Genomic DNA, 22,245 nt, shown 5'->3' on the forward strand with positions numbered 1-22,245 from the left:
TAGGCTCTTTGTCACTTTGTAGTATCTTAAAAGAATGACTTTAAGATTAATTTATATTTTTTAACTTTTATGATTGAATTTTAGGAAAAGTTGTTTGTAGGTATTTGTCAAATTAATAATACGATTGTTATTTAGTTTTGACGAAGATAGCATCATTTAGGGTGAAGAGTTCATATAACCTCGATTTTTTCTGCAAATAATAAAAATTAACGAAATGAAGCAAACAGCAGCATTGATGCCAGGAATAATTGGACTGGGAGCGATTTTTGTGCAGGTGAATGAGGTAATTAATATAAATATACGTTTTTTCAACTTTTCAAATACAACTTTTCAAATACAAGCGTTACTATGGCAAATACCATAATAAATTTTCAATACTAAATTTAGGAGGATTTGAAAAGCTTGACAGAATGTTTGGTTTAATCTACCTTAAATACTATTATAAAGTTATTTATAATTGACCTCCAACGCCTTTAAATTTCTCTACGAATGTGGCTATTTTTTGAAAAACACTTTGTTTTTTTGTCAAATATTGAGGGTTTAAAGGACTCATTTTTGGTAAAATCGTATTGAGTTCTGTTCCGTTTTCATTGGCAAATTCACGTTTTAATGATGTAATTATGTATCGTTTTGCTTCTTCCTCATTTAAATTTTCCTCAGTTATTAATTCTGAAGCCTCTTTTTTCTGTTTTTCCTGTGCATATTTGAAGAAAGAGTCTATTACATTGGCTTTATCTTGAATAACCTCAAGGTCTGTTTCATTAATGAAATCTACCACTAAACTTTCTTTTGCTCTGTTGCCAATACTTGCTCTAATTACTCTACGGATTTCTTCTATCAAAGTGGCTTTGTCTTTGTTCTTTTTATTATGCTCAAAAATTAATTCAAGAATATAATCAAGGTTTATTTCTTGTGATTTAAGCAAGTCTATTTCAAATACCACATCATCCCAATCAATATCTGATTCTTCTGATTCTTTACCGTTTTTCTCACGTCTTAACCAATCTCGAATATCATTATATGTTGAGCGATAATCTTGAATGGTTCTTTCAGGCAACAAACTAATCTCTTGCATTGTTGCTAATTCTTCGTCTGTTATAAAGTGAGCTTCTTTAAATACTTCCAAAGCTTCAGCATTATTTATATCTATTGCTTGAAGTGCTTTAAGATTGGTAAACTCATCATAATTTTGAAGTATGTTTTCTACTCTCAAGTACTCACCAAATAGTTTTGAAAACTCTTTTTTGTCTTTTTCTGTTACAATTTCATCTGGGTTCGGGAACTTTTCATTTAATTCATTAACAACATCCTTTAAACCTCTTCGTGCTTGTCCTGTTGAAATATCTGTAAAGCCCTCTAAATATTCTTTGTAACTTTTTTCAAGTACTACATTTTTAGTGTTTTTATCGCCAAATAATGTTATGGCATCCACAGTAGCAGTTTCTAAATCTCTGAAAGTAATAATGTTTCCAAAGGTTTTTGTAGCATCATATATACGATTGGTTCTTGAAAATGCTTGCATTAATCCATGATATCGTAAATTCTTATCTACAAATAATGTATTTAGTGTTGGTGCATCAAAACCAGTAAGAAACATTCCTACTACAATAATTAAATCAACTTCTTTACTTTTAACACGTTTGGCAAGGTCACGATAGTAGTTTTGAAATTCTTTGCTTTCAACACCATAACTCGTTTTAAACATGACATTATAGTCATTGATAGCTTTACTTAAAAACTCTTTTGCACTACTATCCATTGCAGTTGGCTCAAAGCTTTCATCAGGTATTTCACCTACAGCACTTTGCTCTTCGTTAGCAGCAAAGGAAAATATCGTTGCAATATTTAAAGGCTTTTCACTTTCCTTTTGTAGACAGTTTAATTCTTCATAATAACATTTAGCTGCATCCACACTACTAACAGCAAACATGGCATTAAAACCTTGTTTACCTCCTTGATTTCTGTGTGTTTTTATTCTATAATTATTGAGAATGTATTGCGAAATTTCTTTGATACGCCCAGGATGTAAAAATGCTTTTTTGTTTTCTGCAGCAGTTAATTTTTTCTCATCTTGTTCTGTTTCGATACCCTTAAACTTTGGACGCACATTATTGTAATCTACTTTGAATTTTAGTACTTTTTCATCTCTAATGGCATCTGTTATTACATAAGAGTGCAATTCTCGACCAAATACACTTGCTGTTGTTTCAGCACCTAAAGCATTTTGTGGAAATATTGGAGTACCTGTAAAACCAAATTGATAGAATTTTTTAAACTTTTTGTTTAAGTTCTTTTGTGCTTCACCAAATTGAGAACGATGTGCTTCATCAAAAATGAATACCACTTGTTTTTGGTAAATAGCTAAATCTCCCTCGGTTTTCATCAGGTTATTCAACTTTTGAATAGTTGTGACTATAATCTTATTGTCCTGTTTTTCAATATTTCTTTTTAAACCAGCTGTACTATCAGAACCATTGACACTATCTGGAGAAAAGCGTTGGTACTCTTTCATGGTTTGAAAGTCCAAATCTTTACGATCTACCACAAAAAAAACTTTATCTATAAAATCTAATTGTGTGGCTAAGCGAGCTGCTTTAAAACTTGTCAATGTTTTACCAGAACCTGTAGTATGCCAAATATAACCTCCACTTTCGGTTTTTGACCAAATCTTAGATTGAAATGAACTCTCTATTTTCCATAACATTCTTTCTGTTGCGGCAATTTGATAAGGTCTCATAATTAACAAGGTATCGCTTGTATCAAAAACTGAATAAGTAAGTAATACATTTAACAACGTTCTTTTCTCAAAAAAAGTTGTTGTAAAGTCTTTCAGGTCTTTAATCAAAGAATTATCTGCTTTTGCCCAGTTCATAGTGAAATCGAAACTGTTTTTATCTCGTTTAACTGTGTTAGCAAAATAACGGCTATCTGTTCCGTTTGATATTACAAATACTTGTAAATATTTAAAGAGTGAATTTTCACTATTAAAACTTTCTTTACTATATCGATGCAGTTGGTTGAATGCTTCACGAATTGCTACCCCACGTTTTTTTAATTCTACTTGTACCAATGGTAAACCATTCACTAAAATAGTTACATCGTAGCGATTTGAATGCGTTCCTTTTTGTTCGAATTGTGAAATAACCTGTACTTTATTACGAGCTATATTTTTTTTATCGACTAGATAAATATTTTGGATGTGTCCATCATCAAATACAAAATCGTAAATATAGTTTTCCTGTAACTTTCTTGTTTTATCTATACTACTATCACTTGGTTTGTCTAAATATTCCTCCACAAAACGAGACCATTCACTGTTAGAAAACTCCATATCATTGAGTACTTGTAGATGTACTCTTATGTTGGCTAACATAGCCTCCAAAGTCGTCAGATTAGGATTTTCATACCCTTGATTGATTAAGTCTTGGATAAATTCTTTCTCCAAAGCGGCCTCTGTTTGATAAACAGTTGGTGCTTCATTTACCTCAGAATACTTGGTGTATTTATCTAAAACAATAAAATTGTTCGATTCTGCTATGGTTTTATACTGTGACGCACTCATATTTTAATTCTTATTTTTTTAATTTCTTGGCAGTAGTATCTATTTGTTTTATAAAATCTTTTTCGGCATTTGAAAGCTCATTTTTCGTCTGCTCTTTGTATTTACCATATTCTAGATGTGCTTTATCTAATGCTTTTTGATGGCTAATCGTTCCTGAATGCGTCAAAATTTCACTTCCAGTCATGTTTATAAAGTTGTCTAAACGGTTTATCCAATCTTTCATATACATTGGTTTTCTGTTAAGGGCTTGTAATTCTGCTAATTCTAAATAAGCCGTTACCATTCGGTTGAGTATATCTAATTCTTTTTCGTTTAAATAGTTTTTAGCTACTTCAATTTCTTTTTTTGTTGGTTTTTCTCCTTTAAAATTGGTTAACCCTAAATTAGGTTTAGTAGCATCAATGCGTTTATAAATAGTTTCGGCTGCTGTTTCTCCGTGTGCTGCCCAGTGCATTTTGTTTTGAACCGTTTTAAAAAATAGGATTGATACTTCTGCTTTACCGTCATAATCTATACTTGTGGCATAAATGTCGAGTACTTTTCGCCAAAACACTTTTTCAGAGGAGCGAATGTCTCTGATTCTTGCCAATAACTCATCAAAATAATTGCCACCGCCTGCTTCTTTCAACAGATCATCATTTATTGTAAAACCTTTTACAATGTATTCTCTTAATCGTTGTGTTGCCCAAATACGAAATTGTGTGCCACGAAGCGACTTTACTCTATATCCAACAGAAATGATAACATCAAGGCTGTAAAACTTTACTGGTTTGTCTGAACTACTAATGTGCAAAATTTGCACATTGCTTTTTTCTTCCAGTTCGCCCTCATTGAAAATATTACCTATATGCTTGGTTATTACGCTTCTGTCTCTTTGAAACAGTTCTGCCATTTGCTCTTGATTGAGCCAAACGGTTTCGTTTTCTAAGCGGGTTTGGATTTTAGTTTGCCCGTCTTCGGTTTGGTAAATGATGATTTCACTTTGCATAACCACTATTCTTCTAAATTATCTTTTGGAAATGTTAGTAACAAATCTCTATAATACTCGTATTGTTTTTTTCTTAATTCTATTTCTTTTGGCAAACCCTCGCTTATAGAATTTGTTAAAATGTCAAATTTGTCTAAAATAGATACTATGCGTTCTTGTTCTTCTTTGGAAGGAACAGGTATTTTAATTTTAGCCAAATCATCTGCATTTACACGTCTGACTTTTGTACCTGTTATAAAAGGTCTTTTCTGTTTTTGAAATTGCTCTGTTTGAAAAAAGTAAGTAACGTATTTTGGATTCAAATTATGGCTATAAAAACAAGCATCACTACTTATAGCTATTTCTTCATCTCCAAGCCAAGCTACTGCTTTACATACATCCTCATCATTTTCACTGGTGGTTGCAATTACTAAATCTCCATATTTTGCCATTCTTGCTTTCTTCGCAAATTCTTCAGAAACAAATGATTTGGTTTTATCTGCATATGTTCCATAATACGTATAGATTTGACCGTAATGAATACAACCAACTCCTGTTTCTGTAAAGTCTTTTTTCTGCAAACCACCACCACGAATAAATTTGCCGATATTTTCATCACCTAAGGATAAATGTTTTACTTCTTTTTCATTAAAACGCAACAATTGCTCTCTGTAAAATTGGTATTGTTTTTGACGTGCTGTAAGCTCTGCTGTAAGCTCTGCTGTAAGCTCTGTAAATGAATCAAGAATTCCAACAATTTTTTGTTGTATTTCGAGTGATTTTTTTCGGTTTTCTGGGCAAGGGATTGGGATTAGTTTTCTAGAATAATTACTAATCCATTGACGCTTATGGTCGCCATCAATTAAGTCACTTGGCAAGGTATTTAACCAATAATAAATATATTTTAATAAAGCTTTAGATTCATCTTTAGATGTTATCATTTTCATTGCTGATGACTTAGCTTTAAAATCAAAATCAACCCATTTATTAGCGGTTGTAAAATCATCAAAAATTATAACAGGGTTTTCTGAGGCTTTATAAATACCATCAGTTTCATCAGTATATCCGAGAATAAAAGTCTTACCAGCAGTCAATACAGGAGTTAGAAAATTATCATCATAATTTTTTGAATCCACTAAATAATCGGTCGGTTGTTCATAATCAGCAAATTCGCCCAATGGCTTCCATTTGACTTCAACATCTTCTAATAATTTATCTAAATAACTCATGCTTCAATTTCGTTTATAATTGTATTGATATCAGCACGTAGTTTATCAATTTTTTTTACTGTTTTTGCAACTTCTTTGTTTAATTCAACTATATCAATCTTCTCACGATTGTCTTTTGCTTCCACATAAGAACTTACCGATAAATTATAATCGTTTTCTTCAATTTTGGAATTTAAAATAGATTTTGAAACAAACTTTACATCTTCTTTGCTATCAAATAGCTCCATTATTTTTTCAATATGTGCATCGGTCATCAAATTGTTGTTGGTTACCTTTTTGAAAAAATCTTCACCACTTGCATCTATAAACTGTGTTGTATTATCTGTTTTATGTTTTGAAAGCACCAGAATTGTTACTGCTATTGAAGTACCATAGAACAAATTGGGTGCTACAGAGATGATGGTTTCTACAAAATTATTATCCACCAAATACTTTCTAATCTTTTGTTCGGCACCACCACGGTAAAAAATACCAGGAAAACAAACTAATGCCGCTCTTCCTTTACTTGAAAGATAGCTCAATGCATGCAGTACAAAAGCGAAATCTGCTTTTGATTTAGGAGCTAGCACACCAGCTGGTGCAAAACGGTCATCATTTATAAGCGTTGGGTCGTCATCACCAATCCATTTTACCGAATAAGGAGGATTCGAAACGATAGCATCAAACGGTTTATCATCAATAAAGTGAGGATGATGCAGTGTATCGCCTAAAGCTATATTGAACTTGTCGTAATTGATGTTGTGCAAAAACATGTTCATACGAGCCAAATTATAAGTAGTATGATTTATTTCCTGGCCAAAAAATCCTTCTTCAATGATATGCGCATCAAAATGCTTTTTTGCTTGAAGCAGTAAAGAACCAGAACCTGCCGCAGGATCATAAATTTTATTTACTTTTTCTTGTTTGTGCATTGCCAATTGTGCAATTAATTTTGATACATGCACCGGTGTAAAAAACTCACCACCCGATTTACCAGCATTGGCTGCATAATTGCCAATAAGAAATTCGTAGGCATCACCAAAAAGTTCTATTTCACTTTCTTCAAAATTACCAAAGTTTAGTTCTTCAACACCTTTCAAAACAGAAGTTAAACGGCTATTTTTGCTTTCAACAGTGTTACCTAATCGCGAACTAGTTGTGTCAAAATCGGCAAATAATCCTTTTATATCTTCTTCCGATGGATACCCATTTGCAGAAGTTTCAATTGACGTGAAAATTGTTTTTAAATCAGTATTAAGATTTGGATTGGTTTTAGCCGATTTCGCAATATTTACAAACAATTGACTTGGATAAATAAAGTATCCTTTTGTTTTTACAGCGTCATCAATTATTTCTTGTGTAATGTCTTTATCTGGGTAATTAGCATAGTTGACACTATCATCACCACCTTCGATATAATTTGTGAAATTTTCACTTATAAACCGATAGAAAAGAGCCCCTAAGACAAAGTGTTTGAAATCCCACCCATCTACTGAACCTCTTACTTCATTGGCAATTTTCCATATTTTGGCTTGTAATTCAGCTCTTTGTATTGTGCTTGTCATTTATTTTGTTTTTGTAACTTTATATTTTTCTTATTTAAAATAGTACTATTGTTATTTGGCATTTATATACAATTAAACAAATATATAACAAAGCAATGGAATGAAAATTATGAAAACCGTAATCTATGCCATTTTTTTTAAATCTTAATCCTCTTGAAAGCCACATAAGAATATAGATAAGTTATGTATTCGTCTAATTCTATGAGTTGTAATAAACCGTTTGTATTGTTAGCTATTGGTTTAATTTCAATATTTTTTACATGCTTTTTAAATGCTACTTCACCTATTACAAGAGCTATCATTGTTTCTATTGCCTCATATAGGTTTTTTGTTTCCTTGTATGGATGGAATACAGTGATGTTTATTTTTTTTGAAGTAGTATTGAAGTCATCTAACTGAAGGTATAGGTCACTTATTTTTACTTTGATTTCTGAAAAAACAAAATAGTCATCTTGCTTATTCCGGTAGGGTTCTTTGTTGGCTATTGGTTTTATAAATGCTGAAGGTATTAGCTGTGTAAGCTTTGGTATCGTTTCTTCTAAGGCTATTAATTTTGGGAATAGTTTCCTTTGTCCGAAGGCAGTTATATATAATTTTACTCCTTCTCTTTCACAAACGATTATGTAGCCTAGTCTTTTGGAAACATAGTTGAGGTTTCTTTCCAGGTGTTGCATAACTTCGTCTGTTTTGATTCCTAATGCCATTGCATTGTAGATGTTTGTTTCGTTATCTTCTATCCATCTCCAGAAGTTTTGGATGGTTTTTAATTGTCTATTGTTTAGTATTTTGTTCATGATTATACTAGTTTACGGTTAAAAGTTTTAAGTGTGCAGTTTTAAATTTTTGCTAGTTGTTTATTTTCTTTTATCCAAACTCTCACTTTCAAAACTTATCAGATTAAACATATTTCTCATTCTAGAGCGCAAACGGTTTCCGTAATGTTTTTCAATTTCTGAAGCTGAGAGATTTGTAGTAAGATGTGTAATTGAATTGTTCTCTATGAAGTTTTCATAACGACTTATAAGTATTTCTGCCATTACATTACAATCGTTACCGAAATGTTTTATTTGTTGTTCTGCTCCTAAATCATCAAAACAAAAACCTGATAATCTAGTTTGATTCATCGCTTTCATTGTGTAGGGTTGTAAAGCTTCATAGCCTTGTTTTGCAAACTCATAGGCTATTTCTCTACAGGTTTTGATTTTGTATTCGTACTTCTGGTACATGAACGGTTTTAGTAAATGTATAATTGAAGTTTTACCGCAACCAATAGGACCTGATAATAAAATACCTTTATTGACATCAATTCCTAGTTTTAAAGCATTTTCTTTATCTCTGATGGCATAAATTAATAGTTTTAAGATTACTGGTTTGTCTTCTTCTTGAATTTTGAAACTATGTCCATAGGTTTGTTTTCCATGGTATTCTAAATAATTATAGCATTGTATTACGTCATAAATCTTATAACTTTTTTTGATTTCGAATGTGCTTTCTATTTTAAAGTGGTTCTCCATAATTTTTGTGTGTTGCGGTTTGTAAATGATGTGGTTGTGGTTTTTGTGTTCCTACGAAATTTTGTGTAGGTCTTTTATTAAAGTTTTGACTGTTTAGAAGCCAATTGCGTATGGCTGCTTTCCAATCTTTCATTTTTGTTTTTCCACCTACGAGCCATCCATTACTTTCAAAATGGTTGTAAAATTTCTCTGCTTCAATCTCTGGTGCATTTTTTTCATGGAAATATGTTATTACTTCGTTTTTGTCAGGAGGAATTGATTGCTGTTTTGTACCACTTCGACCAAGCTCAGCAATTACCTTTTTTTCGCGCAACTTTTTTTGGGTTTCTTTTTCATTTGTATCTTCTTCTATTTTTAAATTCAATTTTTCATTTTTTTGAATTTGTTCGTTTGCAAGGTTTATAGTGTTTGTATTGTTTATATAAGGTACATGTTTAGTACTTGTTTGGTGCTTGTTTAGTGCCTGTTCATTAAGCTGTTCATTGACTAGGCTATTTTTTAATAGGGTTGCTTCTTTATTTATGAAGTTTTTAATGTCTTTTTTCACTAGTGGTTTCGTATAAAAATCAAGGCTTAGCACATTGAGCGTTGATCCTTTAAATGGATTGAAAGAAGGGTTGTATTGTATGTATTCTCTTTCTTGCAACTCTTTAATGCATTTGTGATACGTTGCTGTTGATGAAATTTTGCTAATACGCATTAACTCATCTCTTGAAATTGATATAGGGTTTTGAAATCTGTTTTGATTCCATAATTGAAAAATAGCCATGTATAGACTTATGTGTGTAGGGTTGAGGTCGTAATCTGTGGTTACTTTTTCAAAGAATCCTGTGAGGTGTTTTATGTAATTCATTTTGTGAGTTATTAGTTATTCTTTTTTGAGCTTCTCGATACTATTTTTAAAAGAAAAAATTGGCATTTTTACTTTTAAAAATCACTTCCATTGACGTTTTAATTTAATATATTGAAAATCAATTGTTTAAAATATTTTAAAACGTCATTTTATATTCCTTTTTTTAGCGTAAAAATGATACCTCGAAGTGACGATTCATTAGTGCTTACCTACTTAACTTTTATTGGTTTAGCATTTTTTCTATGTCCTCGTGTTTGTAGTACAGTATGCCTCCAATGCGTTTGTAGTTTAAAGTTCCATTTACTCTAAGATTTTGTAAAGTACCTGGAGAGATGCGTAAGAGTTTTTTAACCTCAGCAGATTTTAGCCATTGTGCTGGTTTTTCTACTTTGCTTGTGCTGTTATTAATTTCATTTAGTAGTACATTGCCAAAATTTAGTAGGTCTCTTTTGGTTACTATTTGATGATTTAATAATTCGATGTTTTCGATTTCTGGGAAGAGTTTTTTAGCCTGTAAATTCATAATGAAATTGTTTAAATTGTTACAAGACAAAACAACCTCATTTGAGTGATTTTTATTCCCAAGGTATTCCCAAGTTGGGAACGATTTTTATACAAATGGAAAGAAAGTTAGTAGCCGTGTAGCTTTACAACTTTAGTTGTATTGATGTGATTAGAAGTAATTTCAAAAAGTGATTTTAAAAAGCGTCATAATAGAGAATTCCCAACTTGGTAAGAGGTTGGGAATTACTTTTCTTCTTCATTTATTTTGTGATTGAGTGTGTCTGATAATTGGGTGAGAAATTTGGTTCGATCTATTTTTCTTGCTTTGATATCTAAATAGCTCCTATAAATTGATTCTTCAATTTCGATATTAAACATCTTACTGAAGTATGCAGCTATTTCTTTGATATCTGAATTCCCATTATTAAATGACTTAGTATGATGCAATGAATACACAAGTTCTACTAAGTCCACTTTTGAACCAGACCAGTTTAAAAGGTTGTCATTACTAGGGTGTATAATTGAGCAATTAGTTTCTAATTCTTCAATTCTGTTTTCTAAATATGTGGTTAATGTATCGTAAGCTATCATCGTTGCTATTAAATAATCATGACTAGTTGATAATTTTGAATCATAATTAATATAAATGCAATCATCATGCAGAATGTTTCTACTATTAGATCTAATAAAGTAAAGTTGGTCATTATGAGAGGCTCTAGCTCTATAATATTCAAAAAACTGTTTGTTGCTTTTTGAATGTTTATGAATCTTATTTAAAGACTTCTCATAGTGCTTAATTTTATTTTTCTTTGAAGCTGGTAAATTACTTTCGATATTTAAAATCTCCTTGTAGTAAATTAGTTTAGCAACTATGCTAGGTTTAATTATTTTAAAGAAGTGTATTTCTTCTTCTGGAGTATTAAATTTATATTTTTTTAACCATGAAAATAGTTCTTGTAGTTCTTGCTCTATAAAGGCTATTACTGCATGACATTTTTTAATAATACTACTATTTTTAGATTTAATGCTCTCGAATTCTTTTTCAAACTCGGTAAAAAAGTCATAGGAATAGTTATCCATAATAACAAACTTAAAATGAAACAAACAAACATAATATGTAACAAACAACTTCAAATAAAACTAAAACTTGTTGATTTTATTGTTAAAATGTTTCTAATGTTTTACTAAATTTTATGCGAATATTTAAGACTTTTGTCGATTTTATTATATTTATATTCAAATTTAGCTCTTAGGACCATCATGTCTTCACTTACTTTTTTATCTAAAACTTTTGCATAATGCTGGGTTGTTCTTAAATTTTTATGTCCTAGCATTTTACTTACGCTTTCTATAGGAACACCATTTGTAAGTGTTACAGTTGTAGCAAAAGTATGACGAGCAATGTGAAACGTCAATTCTTTAGGAATTTCACATATGTCTGCAAGTTCTTTTAAATAGGCATTCATTTTTTGGTTGGATAGGATAGGGAGTAAGCGATTCTCATTTAAGCATTGTGGGTGTTTTTCATATTTTTCAATAATCGATTGGGTAACAGGTAATATGGGAATTTTAGAAGCTGATTCTGTTTTTTGACGATGAGTTGAAATCCATTTTTCTCCATCGATTCCGATTATAATATGTGATTTTGTCAAGTTGAAAACATCAATATAAGCTAGTCCGGTAAAGCAACTAAACAAAAACATATCTCTTACTAAATCCAATCTTTTTATTTTGAATTCTTTGTTAAGCAAAGTTTCTATTTCTTCCTGGTCTAGATAAACTCTTTCAACTTCTCTAACTTTTCCTTTGTAATTTAGGAATGGGTCTTTGTCAATCCATCCGTTAAAGTAACATTGTTTGATTATCTTTCCAAAGTTTCTAATGTACTTTATAGTCGAATTATTATTACAATTTTTGGAGTTTCTTAAATAATAATCAAAGTCGTTTATAAAGGCAATATCAACTTGCTTTATTGATATATCATTAATTGAATAGCAGTTTTTTAAAAATTCTTTGGTATGACTCAAGGTCGTTTCATATTTTTTAAAGGTATTAATTGAAAATTCTCTACCGACCAATTCGTTCATTTTTTTGTTATGGTCTTCAAAAATTACAATTAGTTTTCTGGTTTTTTCTTCAATGCCTAAAAGTTTGTTTTTAAAAGTTTGTGCATTGATTTCCTGATTATTATTAATCATCCATTTTTCTGTTTCGTAAGCTTTGTTTCTTAGAATGTCTAGATGACTATTTATTAATCGGGTTTCTTCAGAATTACCTTTCATTTTACCTGCAGCTGTATTCCATTTTGATTTTTCTACAAATCTTGAAATGCTTAATTCTATCCTTGTTCCATTTATGGTTATTCTTTGGTAAATGGGTAATAAGCCGTTTTTGGCTGCTTTAGAACTTTTCACGTAGAAAAGGATTGACATTTTGTGTTTCATTTTGTGGTGACTTATTATAGTTATCAAATTAGTTTTTTATTCTTCTATAGTCAAGATGTTTATCTTTTGAACAGCTTGCTATAATTGGGCTAGCTTAAAATTCGGTTACCCAAGATTTGAATTTTTTAGGGTAACCGATTATAGCACCAGTCTTTTGAGATTTTATGAATAATTTGAATACTATGAAAAACAAAAAAGCCTTTAAATCATATGATTTAAAGGCTTTTAGCTTAAAATGAATTTTAAAAAGTGGAGTCGGAGAGAATCGAACTCTCGTCCAAACAAGCAATCGAAGAGCTTTCTACGCGTTTAGTTTCTGTTTAAATTTTCGACAAAAAGCTAGACCAGAAACAGCCACTCTTTGCTTAGCTTTATTAATGTCAGAAAGGATTTAAAGCTTTACCTTTCCTAGGTTTACTTTTACGGTTCACCTAAATCAAACTCCATAAACCAAGGATTTCGAGGTGAATCTAGCTTTCCGACCTTGTCGGAACTAGGCAAATCTTACTATAATTCAGATTAAGCAGCTAAAGCGTAATTATTTTCGCCGTTTGTGTGTTTGTACGATTATTATTTACGAGCCAAAAGTACAATGCTCGACGTGCTTACTTCTCAATTCCACTCGCTGTCAAAACCAGTCGACCCCAAATGAAGTTAGAATTTAGAAATCAGAATTTTGAACTTTTTGAAAAAGGAATTATTTCATTTCTCACGTTCAGATTATCTATACATCTAAAAGTGTGCCAAAATTACACTATTTTTTCCATTAAAAAAAAGTTGTTTTTAGAAATCTATAAAGTTATATTTGTAACATTACTTGTAAAACTTAACATAAAAATAACAAATGAAATTCGGAATTATAAAGGAACGTAAGAATCCACCAGATAGACGTGTGGTTTTCTCACCAGAGGAGTTAGTTAATTTAAAAAAACAATTTCCTGAGGCTTCTATTACGGTAGAGACTTCAGATATCAGAATTTTTCCAGATACTGATTATGTTGAAAAAGGGTTTGAAGTTACTGAAGATGTCTCTGGTTGTGATGTTTTATTTGGTGTTAAAGAGGTGCCTATTAATGCATTAATTCCTAATAAAAGTTATTTTTTCTTTTCACATACTATTAAGAAGCAACCTTATAATAGAAAACTTTTAAAAGCTGTTTTAGATAAAAATATAACCTTATACGATCATGAGACGATAGTTGATGCCAATAATGCAAGGTTAATTGGTTTTGGTCGCTATGCTGGAATTGTTGGAGCTTATAATGGTATCAGAGCTTTTGGGATTAAGTTTGATTTATTTAATTTGACAAAAGCAGAAGATTTACCAGATCAAAAAGCTTTGATTGAACGATTAAAACGCAATCATTTGCCCTATATTAAAATTGTTTTAACAGGAAGTGGAAAAGTAGCTCATGGCGCTAAAGAGATGCTGGATGCTATGAAAATTAAGCAAGTATCTGTTGAAAACTATTTAACTAAAAAATATGCTGAACCTGTTTATACTTTTATAGATGTTCTAGATTATAATAAAAGAAAAGATGGAACCCAATCTGGTAAGCAAGATTTTTACAAGAATCCAACCGAATATGAATCAGATTTTGAAAGATTTTCTGAAGTTTCTGATTTATTTATAGCAGGTCATTTTCATGGTAATAATGCTCCTGTTATCTTGTCTAAAGAAATGCTTCGTTCACCTAAATGCAGTTTAAAGGTTGTTGCTGATGTTTCTTGCGATATCGACGGACCGATAGCTTGTACTTTAAGGCCAAGTACAATTGCAGATCCTGTTTATGGGTATTTGCCTAGTGAACACAAAGAAGTTTCTTTGTCTCATCCAGCAGCTATTTGGGTTATGGCGGTTGATAATTTACCTTGTGAATTACCCAAAGATGCTAGTGAAGGTTTTGGAAAACTATTTTTAAATCATGTTATTCCAGCTTTTTACACTAATGATGCTGATGGTGTTTTGGCTAGAGCCAAAGTAACCGAAAATGGAAAGTTGACACCACGATTTTCTTATTTGCAGGATTATGTAGATGATAAAGAGTAAGTTTTAAATGAAAAAATCCTAAATTAATTTAGGATTTTTTCATTTAAAATAACTTATGCTATATTTGATTAGAAAATAATCTGATGAAAAATACTTGCATTTTTATATTTCTTATATTCTTTTTTGTATTAAAATTATTTGGTCAAGAGACGTTGCCTTTTGTTGAAAATTATTCAAAGCAGGATTATGCTGGTGATAATCAAGTTTGGAGTTTAACTCAAGGGAATGATAGTGCTATGTATTTTGCAAATAATAGCTTCTTGCTTCGTTTTGACGGTGTAAAATGGGAAAAATATACTTTGCCCAATAAATCCATAATTCGTTCTGTTTTTTCTTATGGTTCTAAGATTTATTCTGGTTCTTATAACGAATTTGGTTATTGGGAAAGGATTGAAGGTAAGATGATTTATACATCACTTTCAGATCAAAAGAACTTTTTTGAAAATAATTCAAAAAGTGAAGAAATTTGGAAAATTTTTGAAGTGAACTCTAAAATCTATTTCCAATCGTTTAATGAACTTTTTATTTATGACAATAAAACAATTATAAAAAAAGATTTTCCTTCTCAAATATCCTATTGTTTTATTGTAGATAATTTTGTTTATGCTGCAACAGTAAGGAAAGGAATATATAAGTTTGAAAATGATTCTTTTGTAAAAATTAATGCTTATTCATTAATAGACAATAATATCATTTATGGAATTGAAAAATATAAGAATCAGTATTATTTTTTTACACAAAAGAATGGCGTTTTTGTAGAAAAAGAAGGTAGTGTTTTATCGGCATGGAATCATTCAATAAATGAAAAACTAAAATCTCAAATTATAATTTCGGCTACCATTTTTGAAAATAAAATGCTGATTGGCACAGCATTTAACGGTTTATACGTAATTGATTTAAAATCTAATGCGTATTACAATGTTAATCGGTCTAATGCATTAAGAAACAATTCAGTTTTAAGTGTTTTTGTTGATAAAGAAAAAAATATCTGGTTAGGTTTAGATAATGGCATTTCATACCTCTTACAGAATTCACCTTATCAAGTTTTTTTAGATAATACAGGACAATTAGGAACCGTTTATAGTATTGCAAAATATAATAATGGATACCTCTTAGCTACAAATCATGGTGTGTTTAAGGCTATTGATAACCAGTTGGAATTATTGCCTAATTCACAGGGTCAAGTTTGGAATATAACTAAAACTCAGCATCAATATGTAATAGGACATAATGAAGGTACTTTTACATATTCGGATACTAATGGTTATAAAAAGGTAAACGAATTAGTTGGTGGATGGGAAATGGTTAAGGATAACTATTCAAATGCTTATATTCAATCCAATTATATTGGTTTATATAAATTCTATAATACTGATTTTACTTCATCAAGAAAGTTAAATGAAAAAATGAAACCAGTTAAGGATTTCATTCAGTTGACTCCTTCTGTTTTTTTATTTACAGATGGTTATAGAGGGCTTTACAAATTGAAACTAAATGAGAAAGACGACTCTTTTGAAAAAATTACTAATCTTACACAGCAAAACAGTATTTCAAATGATTATAGTGTTAAGCTTTTTAAATATAAAGGGACAGCTCTATTTTATATAGACGACAATTGGTACTTTTTAGATACGGTAAACGATAAATTACTTCTTCATAAAGCATTTAATGATAATTTTAAAGATATTCAAGAAATTATTCCAATTGATGATAGCAGCTTTATGGTTAATAAGGAAGGTATTCTATATATTATTAACCAATTTGAAGATACTTTTGTTTGGATGCCTATTCCTTCAGAGTATTATAAAGGTAGGTTGATTAATAACGAGACAAAGATTTTTAATATTGATGAAAAGTATCTGTTAAATATGGATGATGGCTTTCTTCAAATAGATTCATTAAAATATAATTTTAAAAACCAAAGAATTAAGATTGAAGCTTATACTTCTCAAAATAAGTTGATTTATGAAAACGAATCTATTGCTTTTAAAGAACAATTATTGTTGTATGTTATTTCAGAATATTTTGGAAGTAAAAAAGCCACTTTGTTTTACAGTATTGATGATGAGAAAGTGAATGATATAGGAAATGGTATTTTAGAGTTTAAAAATTTATCTAGTGGACATCATATAATTAAAGTTTTTACTATTGATCAAGGTAGTTATAAAGAAGTAGCACTATTTAATTTTTCCGTTTTGAATCCTTGGTATTTTTCAATTTGGATGAAATTATGTTACCTCTTTCTAGTTGGTTTAGTATTCTTTTTATATTACAAATGGAATAAAATCAAATACACACAAAAAATTAGACTAAAAGAAGAAGAACTTCGACATAAAAATGAGATTGATAGGTTGGAGATTGAAGCAGAAAATAAACTAAAACTGCAAGAATACGAAAAGCACATGCTTGAAAATCAGGTTCAAAGTAAGGCTAACGAATTGGCAGGAAAATCACTTTCTATAGTGAAACAAGCGGAATTAATTGAGAGTATTCAAAAAATATTGGATTCAGAAACCTCTTCTGCTTCTCTGAGATCCAAAATTAGTAAAGCTATTAAGATTAATACGATTAATAAAAATGAATGGAAGTCATTCGAAGATAATTTGCTAAAAAGTAATGAAGATTTTGTTAAAAAGATTTCACACCAATACCATAACCTTACCTCTAAAGATATAAAACTGTGTATTTATTTAAAAATGAATTTATCTTCTAAGGAAATTGCTCCACTAATGAATATTGGTTACCGAGGAGTGGAACTACATAGATATAGGCTTCGTAAAAAAATGGCTCTAGATTCTTCAGTTAATCTTAATTTGTTTATGAATAATATATTATAGCGACTTTTTTTTTAGGAATTACATATTTTTTAAGAGGAAAGTATATCATATTATTACACATCATTTATACATCATTTGTATGTTTAATTGATGTGTTTTTATTTAATTTTAATTGTATTAAATATCTGATTATTAAATATTTATGCTTTTTTAATTAATTTTTGATGTAGTATTGTAGTGCTAAAAAGTATAGTAATTATAACGTTGTAGCTGTATATTTGATTAATTAACCTTAACAAAAAATTAATAATTCAAAATGAGAAAATTTTATTCATTATTAATCATTTTAATTTTTTCATCTGTTTCTTATTCTCAAGATATAAATGGAACTATTAGGGATGAATTTGGTAATTCCTTGCCAGGTGTTACCATACATACTTTACAGTCAAATAAATTTACAACATCAAATTTCGATGGAACTTTTAAGCTTCCTGGAAAAGTTGATGAAGAAGTTAAGTTTACAATGATTGGAATGGAAGATTTAGTTTTAAATGCTTCTAAAGACATGAGTGTTGTTATGCTACAAAGTGTAACAGAATTAGAGGGAGTTGTTATGATTGGTTATGGTAGCCGAAAAAAAATAGACAATACTTCTTCAATTGTATCTTTAAATGCAGAAGATGTAAGTGAACGAAAAGTACAGAATGCTCTCCAAGCTGTTCAAGGAAAAGTAGCTGGTGTTACTATTAGTTCCAGTGATGCTCCAGGTTCACAACCTTCTGTATTGATTAGAGGTATCAATTCTATTGAAGGAGGACGTAGTCCTTTATATATAGTTGATGGAATGCCAGTAGGTAATATTTCTAACATTAATACAAATGACATTGCAACTTTTGATGTTTTGAAAGATGCTTCATCATTAGCGATCTATGGAAATAGAGGAGCGAATGGAGTTATCATAATTACAACAAAACAGGGAAAGAGTGACACTATGAAAGTTAATGTAGAATCTAATGTTGGTGTTAGAACTCCACTTAAATTAGTAAAAATGTCAGGTAGTAATAATTATGCTAGATATACTAATATAGCCTTAGGTACTATAACTTTTTCACAAGATCAACCAGTGAATACCAATTGGTTTGATGAAATTACTCAAACTGGTGTTTACACACAAAATAATATTTCTTTAAGTGGCTCTACAAAAAGTGTGAATTATATGTTTAGTGGTGGGTTTTATGATGAAGATGCTATTTTAAATGGACAAGATTATAGTAGAGTCACTCTTCGTAATAATAATAAATTTAAATTTAATGATAACATTTCATTAAAACAGTTTATAAATGTTGGAATTGTGCATAATACTCCAAAACCATTTGGAGCTTTTACAGCTGCTTATAAACAATCACCAGCAGTTCCTGTTCGTTTTCCAAATGGACAATATGGAGTTCCTTTTGTAGGAAATGATGGTTTTGTAGGACAAATAGGTTCTTCTTTTAATAATGTTGCAAATCCTGTAGCTATGTTGGATTTTCGTAATGAAAAACAGCGTAACATTAATTTGCTAGGAGGATTAGATTTTGAAGTTAAATTATATAAAGATTTGCAATTTAATTCTGTTTTTGGTTTAGAATATAACACTTTTAAATCCTATAATTTTGTAGATTCTAAAAATATCTGGTTAGCAGCAGATCCAAATAGGACGGAAGCTCAATATTTAGCATTTGATCCAGCTTATCCTCTCAACGAGTTATATAAAAACAATAATAGTAGTTATAATTATAATTGGTCCAACTTTGTTACTTATAATCATGTTTTTGCAGAGAAGCATGATGTTGAAGTCACAATGGGTATCGAAACCGTTTATTATGATGGATTAGCTACTACAAATGTTAAATATAGAGATGTACCATCTAATAGCAACTATTGGTATTATAATTTTTCTACTTCAAATGCAAGTAACACAATAGTTGATGGTAAAACAAATGCTTCAAAGTTATTGTCTTATTTTGGACGTGTTCAGTATAAATTTAATGATAAATATTTACTAACAGGTACAGTAAGAAGAGATGGCTCTTCTAAGTTTCAACAAGATTATCGTTGGGGAACATTTCCTTCTGTTGGTTTAGGTTGGATTATTACTAAAGAAAGTTTTCTAGAAGATAATAAAGTTATTAATTTCTTAAAATTAAGAGGTTCTTGGGGAAAATTAGGAAATCAAAGTGTTCCTTTAAATACTCTACCTTTTGCAACAGGACTTACATATCCATTTGATAGTTCCAGTTTAAGTTCGGGTACAACAGTAGAAAGTATTGTTGATCCAACCTTATCTTGGGAAGTAATTGAAGAATTATCTGGTGGTGTAGATTTTGAATTATTAGATAGAAGATTAAAAGGGTCTTTTGATGTTTATAAAAAAGATACTGACAATATGATAGTTCCATTAGCCCCTTATTTAACAGCTGGAACTGCAAATAGTACATATGCTTCTGTAGGTGCGGTTTCAAATAAAGGATATGAAATTTCACTACGTTGGGACGATAAGATTAATGATAATTTGTCTTATTGGATAGGAGGAAATTTTTCTCAAAATAAAAATACATTAGAACGTTTGAATGAAAATGTTATTGCACAAACTGGAGGTGGTTTAGGAAATGGACAGTATACTAAAGAAATTAATAAAGATGCTATTGGTAAACCTTTAGGAAGTTTTTTCTTATGGGATCATGCAGGATTTGATGCTAATGGAGATATGACTTTTTATAACCGAGATGGAGAAGTTGTTTCTCAAAGTGCTTTAACTAATGCAGATAGGAAGTTTGTAGGGTCAGTTATTCCAAAATCAATTTATGGGCTTACTATAGGAGTTAAATATAGAAGTTTTGATTTGTCAGTGGATGCATATGGTACTGCAGGTTCAAAAGTGTATAATGGTAAAAAGGCACAGCGTTTTGCAGGAGAAAATATTGAATATGATTTAGCTACTGATTATTGGACACCAACGAATATGAATGCGGCTAATCCAGCTCCATTTAATGCGGTTCCTATTGCATCTACTTATTATTTAGAATCAGGTGATTTCTTAAGGATAAATAATATTACTTTTGGTTATACTTTACCAAAACTTTCAAAGTATGTTACTTCAGCAAGATTGTATGTGAATGCCATTAACCCTTTTATTATCCAAAAATTTTCAGGTTTTTCTCCTGAATTAAATAATGATGGTAATCCTTTCGGTATGCAAGGTATCGAAATTGATGCTTACCCAACATTACGATCATTAGTTTTTGGTATTAACTTAAATTTTTAAAACCATGAAAAAGATATTTTATTTTACTTTAACTATTTCTTCTCTATTGCTATTTTTGAGTTGTAGTGAAGACTATTTAGAAGAGAAACCTACAGAAAATATTTCCACTGCGGATTTAGAATTACTTAACAATGATGCAGGAGCTAAAAGTTTTGTAACAGCTATTTATTCCAAGTTTTTAGATTTCAATATGAGTTCATTCTCTTGGATTGGAATGACAAGTATTGCTTCAGATGACGCAGATAAAGGTTCTTCTCCTGGTGATACTGGAACGGATAAAGATTTAATGGATGCTTTAACATATAATTCATCAAGTTTATCTATTAAAGAAGTTTATCAAGGAAATTATCAAGGTATTAATAGATGTAATCAGGCCTTATATTATATCCCTCAATTAAATAATGCTGATATAGCTCTGAGAGATAGATTAATAGGAGAAGCCAAATTTTTAAGAGCATTTATGTATTTTAATCTTGTTAGACTATATGGAGGTGTACCTCTTGTGGATCATATTCCAAATCCTTCTTCAGAAACTGATAAAGCAATGCAATTAACAAGAAGAACGAAAGAAGATGTATATGCTTTTATCGAACAAGATTTGTTAGCTGCAATAGATGTATTACCAGAGAAGGGTGCTTATTCTGATGATGAAATAGGAAGAGCTTCAAGAGGAGCTGCATTAACATTACTAGCAAAAGTTGCTTTATATCAAGAGAAATGGAGTGAAGTATTAAGTTATACAGATCAAATTACAGGGTATTCTTTAACACCAAGTTATGCTGAAATTTTTAAAGTAAGTGGTGAGAATAATCAAGAGTCCATTTTTGAAATTCAAGGTAAAACAACAAATCCTGCAAAAGGTATTCAAGGCTATTCTGCTACTCAAGGTGCTCGTGGTGCTGGAGGTTGGGGTTGGGGATTCAATACACCTTCAGAAAGCTTGCTTAATGCTTATGAGTCGGGTGATGAAAGAATGAATGCAACCATTATTTTTGCAGGAACAACATTGTATGACGGCCGAGTTGTACCAACAACAGTCGAGAATCCGAGATATAATTTTAAAGCTTATTCATCAGCAAATACTGATGCTTGGGAAACAGATATTAATATTAGATATTTACGATTTTCTGAGGTTTTGTTAATGCGAGCAGAAGCTAAAAATGAATTAGGTCAAGATCCTTCAACGGAGTTGAACGCAGTTAGAAATAGAGCAGGATTAATAAATTCAACTGCTTCTGGACAAGCAGCTTTAAGAGCTGCAATTTGGAAAGAAAGAAGAATAGAGTTTGCGATGGAGCATGATAGATGGTTTGATATTGTTCGCACAGGTCAAGCAGAAACAGCATTAGCTGCTCATGGTAAAACATTTATAGTTGGAAAACATGAGTTATTTCCGTTACCACAACAATTCATTAACGAATCAGTTGGATATTCGATCCAAAACCCTAACTATTAATTTGAATTGATCGATTAATAAAATCAGACAATTGTAAA

At 30.5% G+C, this 22,245-nt stretch carries 15 protein-coding genes and 1 other RNA gene; 5 read left to right on the top strand and 11 right to left on the bottom strand.

The window, feature by feature from the left end:
- Nucleotides 1–214: 214 nt before the first annotated feature.
- On the top strand, nt 215–364 hold the full coding sequence (locus FIA58_RS00505; RefSeq protein WP_165928822.1) for a hypothetical protein: 150 nt from the start codon (nt 215–217) through the stop codon (nt 362–364).
- Nucleotides 365–451: 87 nt separating this feature from the next.
- Here the strand turns inward: FIA58_RS00505 and FIA58_RS00510 are convergent, their stop codons facing one another.
- From FIA58_RS00510 to ssrA, 11 genes are all read right to left on the bottom strand, one after another.
- The gene (locus tag FIA58_RS00510) at nt 452–3,562 is read right to left on the bottom strand and encodes a type I restriction endonuclease subunit R (RefSeq protein ID WP_140958919.1); all 3,111 of its coding nucleotides are present in this window, start codon (nt 3,560–3,562) and stop codon (nt 452–454) included.
- Nucleotides 3,563–3,572: 10 nt separating this feature from the next.
- Entirely contained in the window at nt 3,573–4,550 is a 978-nt protein-coding gene (gene rhuM, locus FIA58_RS00515) for a virulence RhuM family protein (RefSeq protein WP_140958921.1), read from the bottom strand.
- Between the two features lie 5 nt (nt 4,551–4,555).
- Entirely contained in the window at nt 4,556–5,758 is a 1,203-nt protein-coding gene (locus FIA58_RS00520) for a restriction endonuclease subunit S (protein ID WP_140958923.1), read from the bottom strand.
- Complete coding sequence (locus FIA58_RS00525) at nt 5,755–7,302, bottom strand: type I restriction-modification system subunit M (RefSeq protein ID WP_140958925.1); 1,548 nt, start codon at nt 7,300–7,302, stop codon at nt 5,755–5,757. Before FIA58_RS00525 ends, FIA58_RS00520 begins: the two co-directional genes overlap by 4 nt.
- 137 nt (nt 7,303–7,439) lie before the next feature.
- A complete protein-coding gene (locus FIA58_RS00530) occupies nt 7,440–8,096 on the bottom strand; it encodes a hypothetical protein (RefSeq protein WP_140958927.1) in 657 nt (218 codons plus the stop codon).
- A gap of 60 nt (nt 8,097–8,156) precedes the next feature.
- A complete protein-coding gene (locus FIA58_RS00535) occupies nt 8,157–8,816 on the bottom strand; it encodes a P-loop NTPase family protein (RefSeq protein ID WP_165928823.1) in 660 nt (219 codons plus the stop codon).
- Entirely contained in the window at nt 8,800–9,669 is an 870-nt protein-coding gene (locus FIA58_RS00540) for a transcriptional regulator (RefSeq protein WP_140958929.1), read from the bottom strand. The genes FIA58_RS00535 and FIA58_RS00540 overlap by 17 nt, the downstream gene beginning before the upstream one ends.
- A 220-nt stretch (nt 9,670–9,889) precedes the next feature.
- Nucleotides 9,890–10,192, bottom strand: coding sequence for a helix-turn-helix domain-containing protein (locus tag FIA58_RS00545; RefSeq protein ID WP_140958931.1), 303 nt, complete (start codon nt 10,190–10,192; stop codon nt 9,890–9,892).
- Nucleotides 10,193–10,416: 224 nt separating this feature from the next.
- On the bottom strand, nt 10,417–11,253 hold the full coding sequence (locus FIA58_RS00550) for an RteC domain-containing protein (RefSeq protein ID WP_140958933.1): 837 nt from the start codon (nt 11,251–11,253) through the stop codon (nt 10,417–10,419).
- A gap of 104 nt (nt 11,254–11,357) precedes the next feature.
- On the bottom strand, nt 11,358–12,617 hold the full coding sequence (locus FIA58_RS00555; RefSeq protein WP_140958935.1) for a site-specific integrase: 1,260 nt from the start codon (nt 12,615–12,617) through the stop codon (nt 11,358–11,360).
- Between the two features lie 247 nt (nt 12,618–12,864).
- Nucleotides 12,865–13,263, bottom strand: a transfer-messenger RNA (tmRNA) gene (gene ssrA / locus FIA58_RS00560).
- A 198-nt stretch (nt 13,264–13,461) separates the two neighbouring features.
- Between ssrA and FIA58_RS00565 the strand changes: the two genes are divergently transcribed.
- The 4 genes from FIA58_RS00565 (at nt 13,462) to FIA58_RS00580 (ending at nt 22,207) form a co-directional block, all read left to right on the top strand.
- Nucleotides 13,462–14,667: an NAD(P)-dependent oxidoreductase gene (locus tag FIA58_RS00565; protein WP_140958937.1), complete on the top strand. Its 1,206-nt coding sequence runs from the start codon at nt 13,462–13,464 to the stop codon at nt 14,665–14,667.
- An 83-nt stretch (nt 14,668–14,750) separates the two neighbouring features.
- Nucleotides 14,751–17,504: a helix-turn-helix and ligand-binding sensor domain-containing protein gene (locus tag FIA58_RS00570; protein ID WP_140958939.1), complete on the top strand. Its 2,754-nt coding sequence runs from the start codon at nt 14,751–14,753 to the stop codon at nt 17,502–17,504.
- 256 nt (nt 17,505–17,760) lie between these two features.
- Nucleotides 17,761–20,751, top strand: a complete 2,991-nt coding sequence (locus FIA58_RS00575) for a SusC/RagA family TonB-linked outer membrane protein (RefSeq protein WP_140958941.1) — start codon at nt 17,761–17,763, stop codon at nt 20,749–20,751.
- A gap of 4 nt (nt 20,752–20,755) precedes the next feature.
- The gene (locus FIA58_RS00580) at nt 20,756–22,207 is read left to right on the top strand and encodes a RagB/SusD family nutrient uptake outer membrane protein (RefSeq protein ID WP_140958943.1); all 1,452 of its coding nucleotides are present in this window, start codon (nt 20,756–20,758) and stop codon (nt 22,205–22,207) included.
- The last annotated feature ends 38 nt before the right edge of the window (nt 22,208–22,245 follow it).

Source organism: Flavobacterium jejuense, from assembly GCF_006491595.2.
Taxonomy (GTDB): Bacteria; Bacteroidota; Bacteroidia; order Flavobacteriales; family Flavobacteriaceae; genus Flavobacterium; species Flavobacterium jejuense.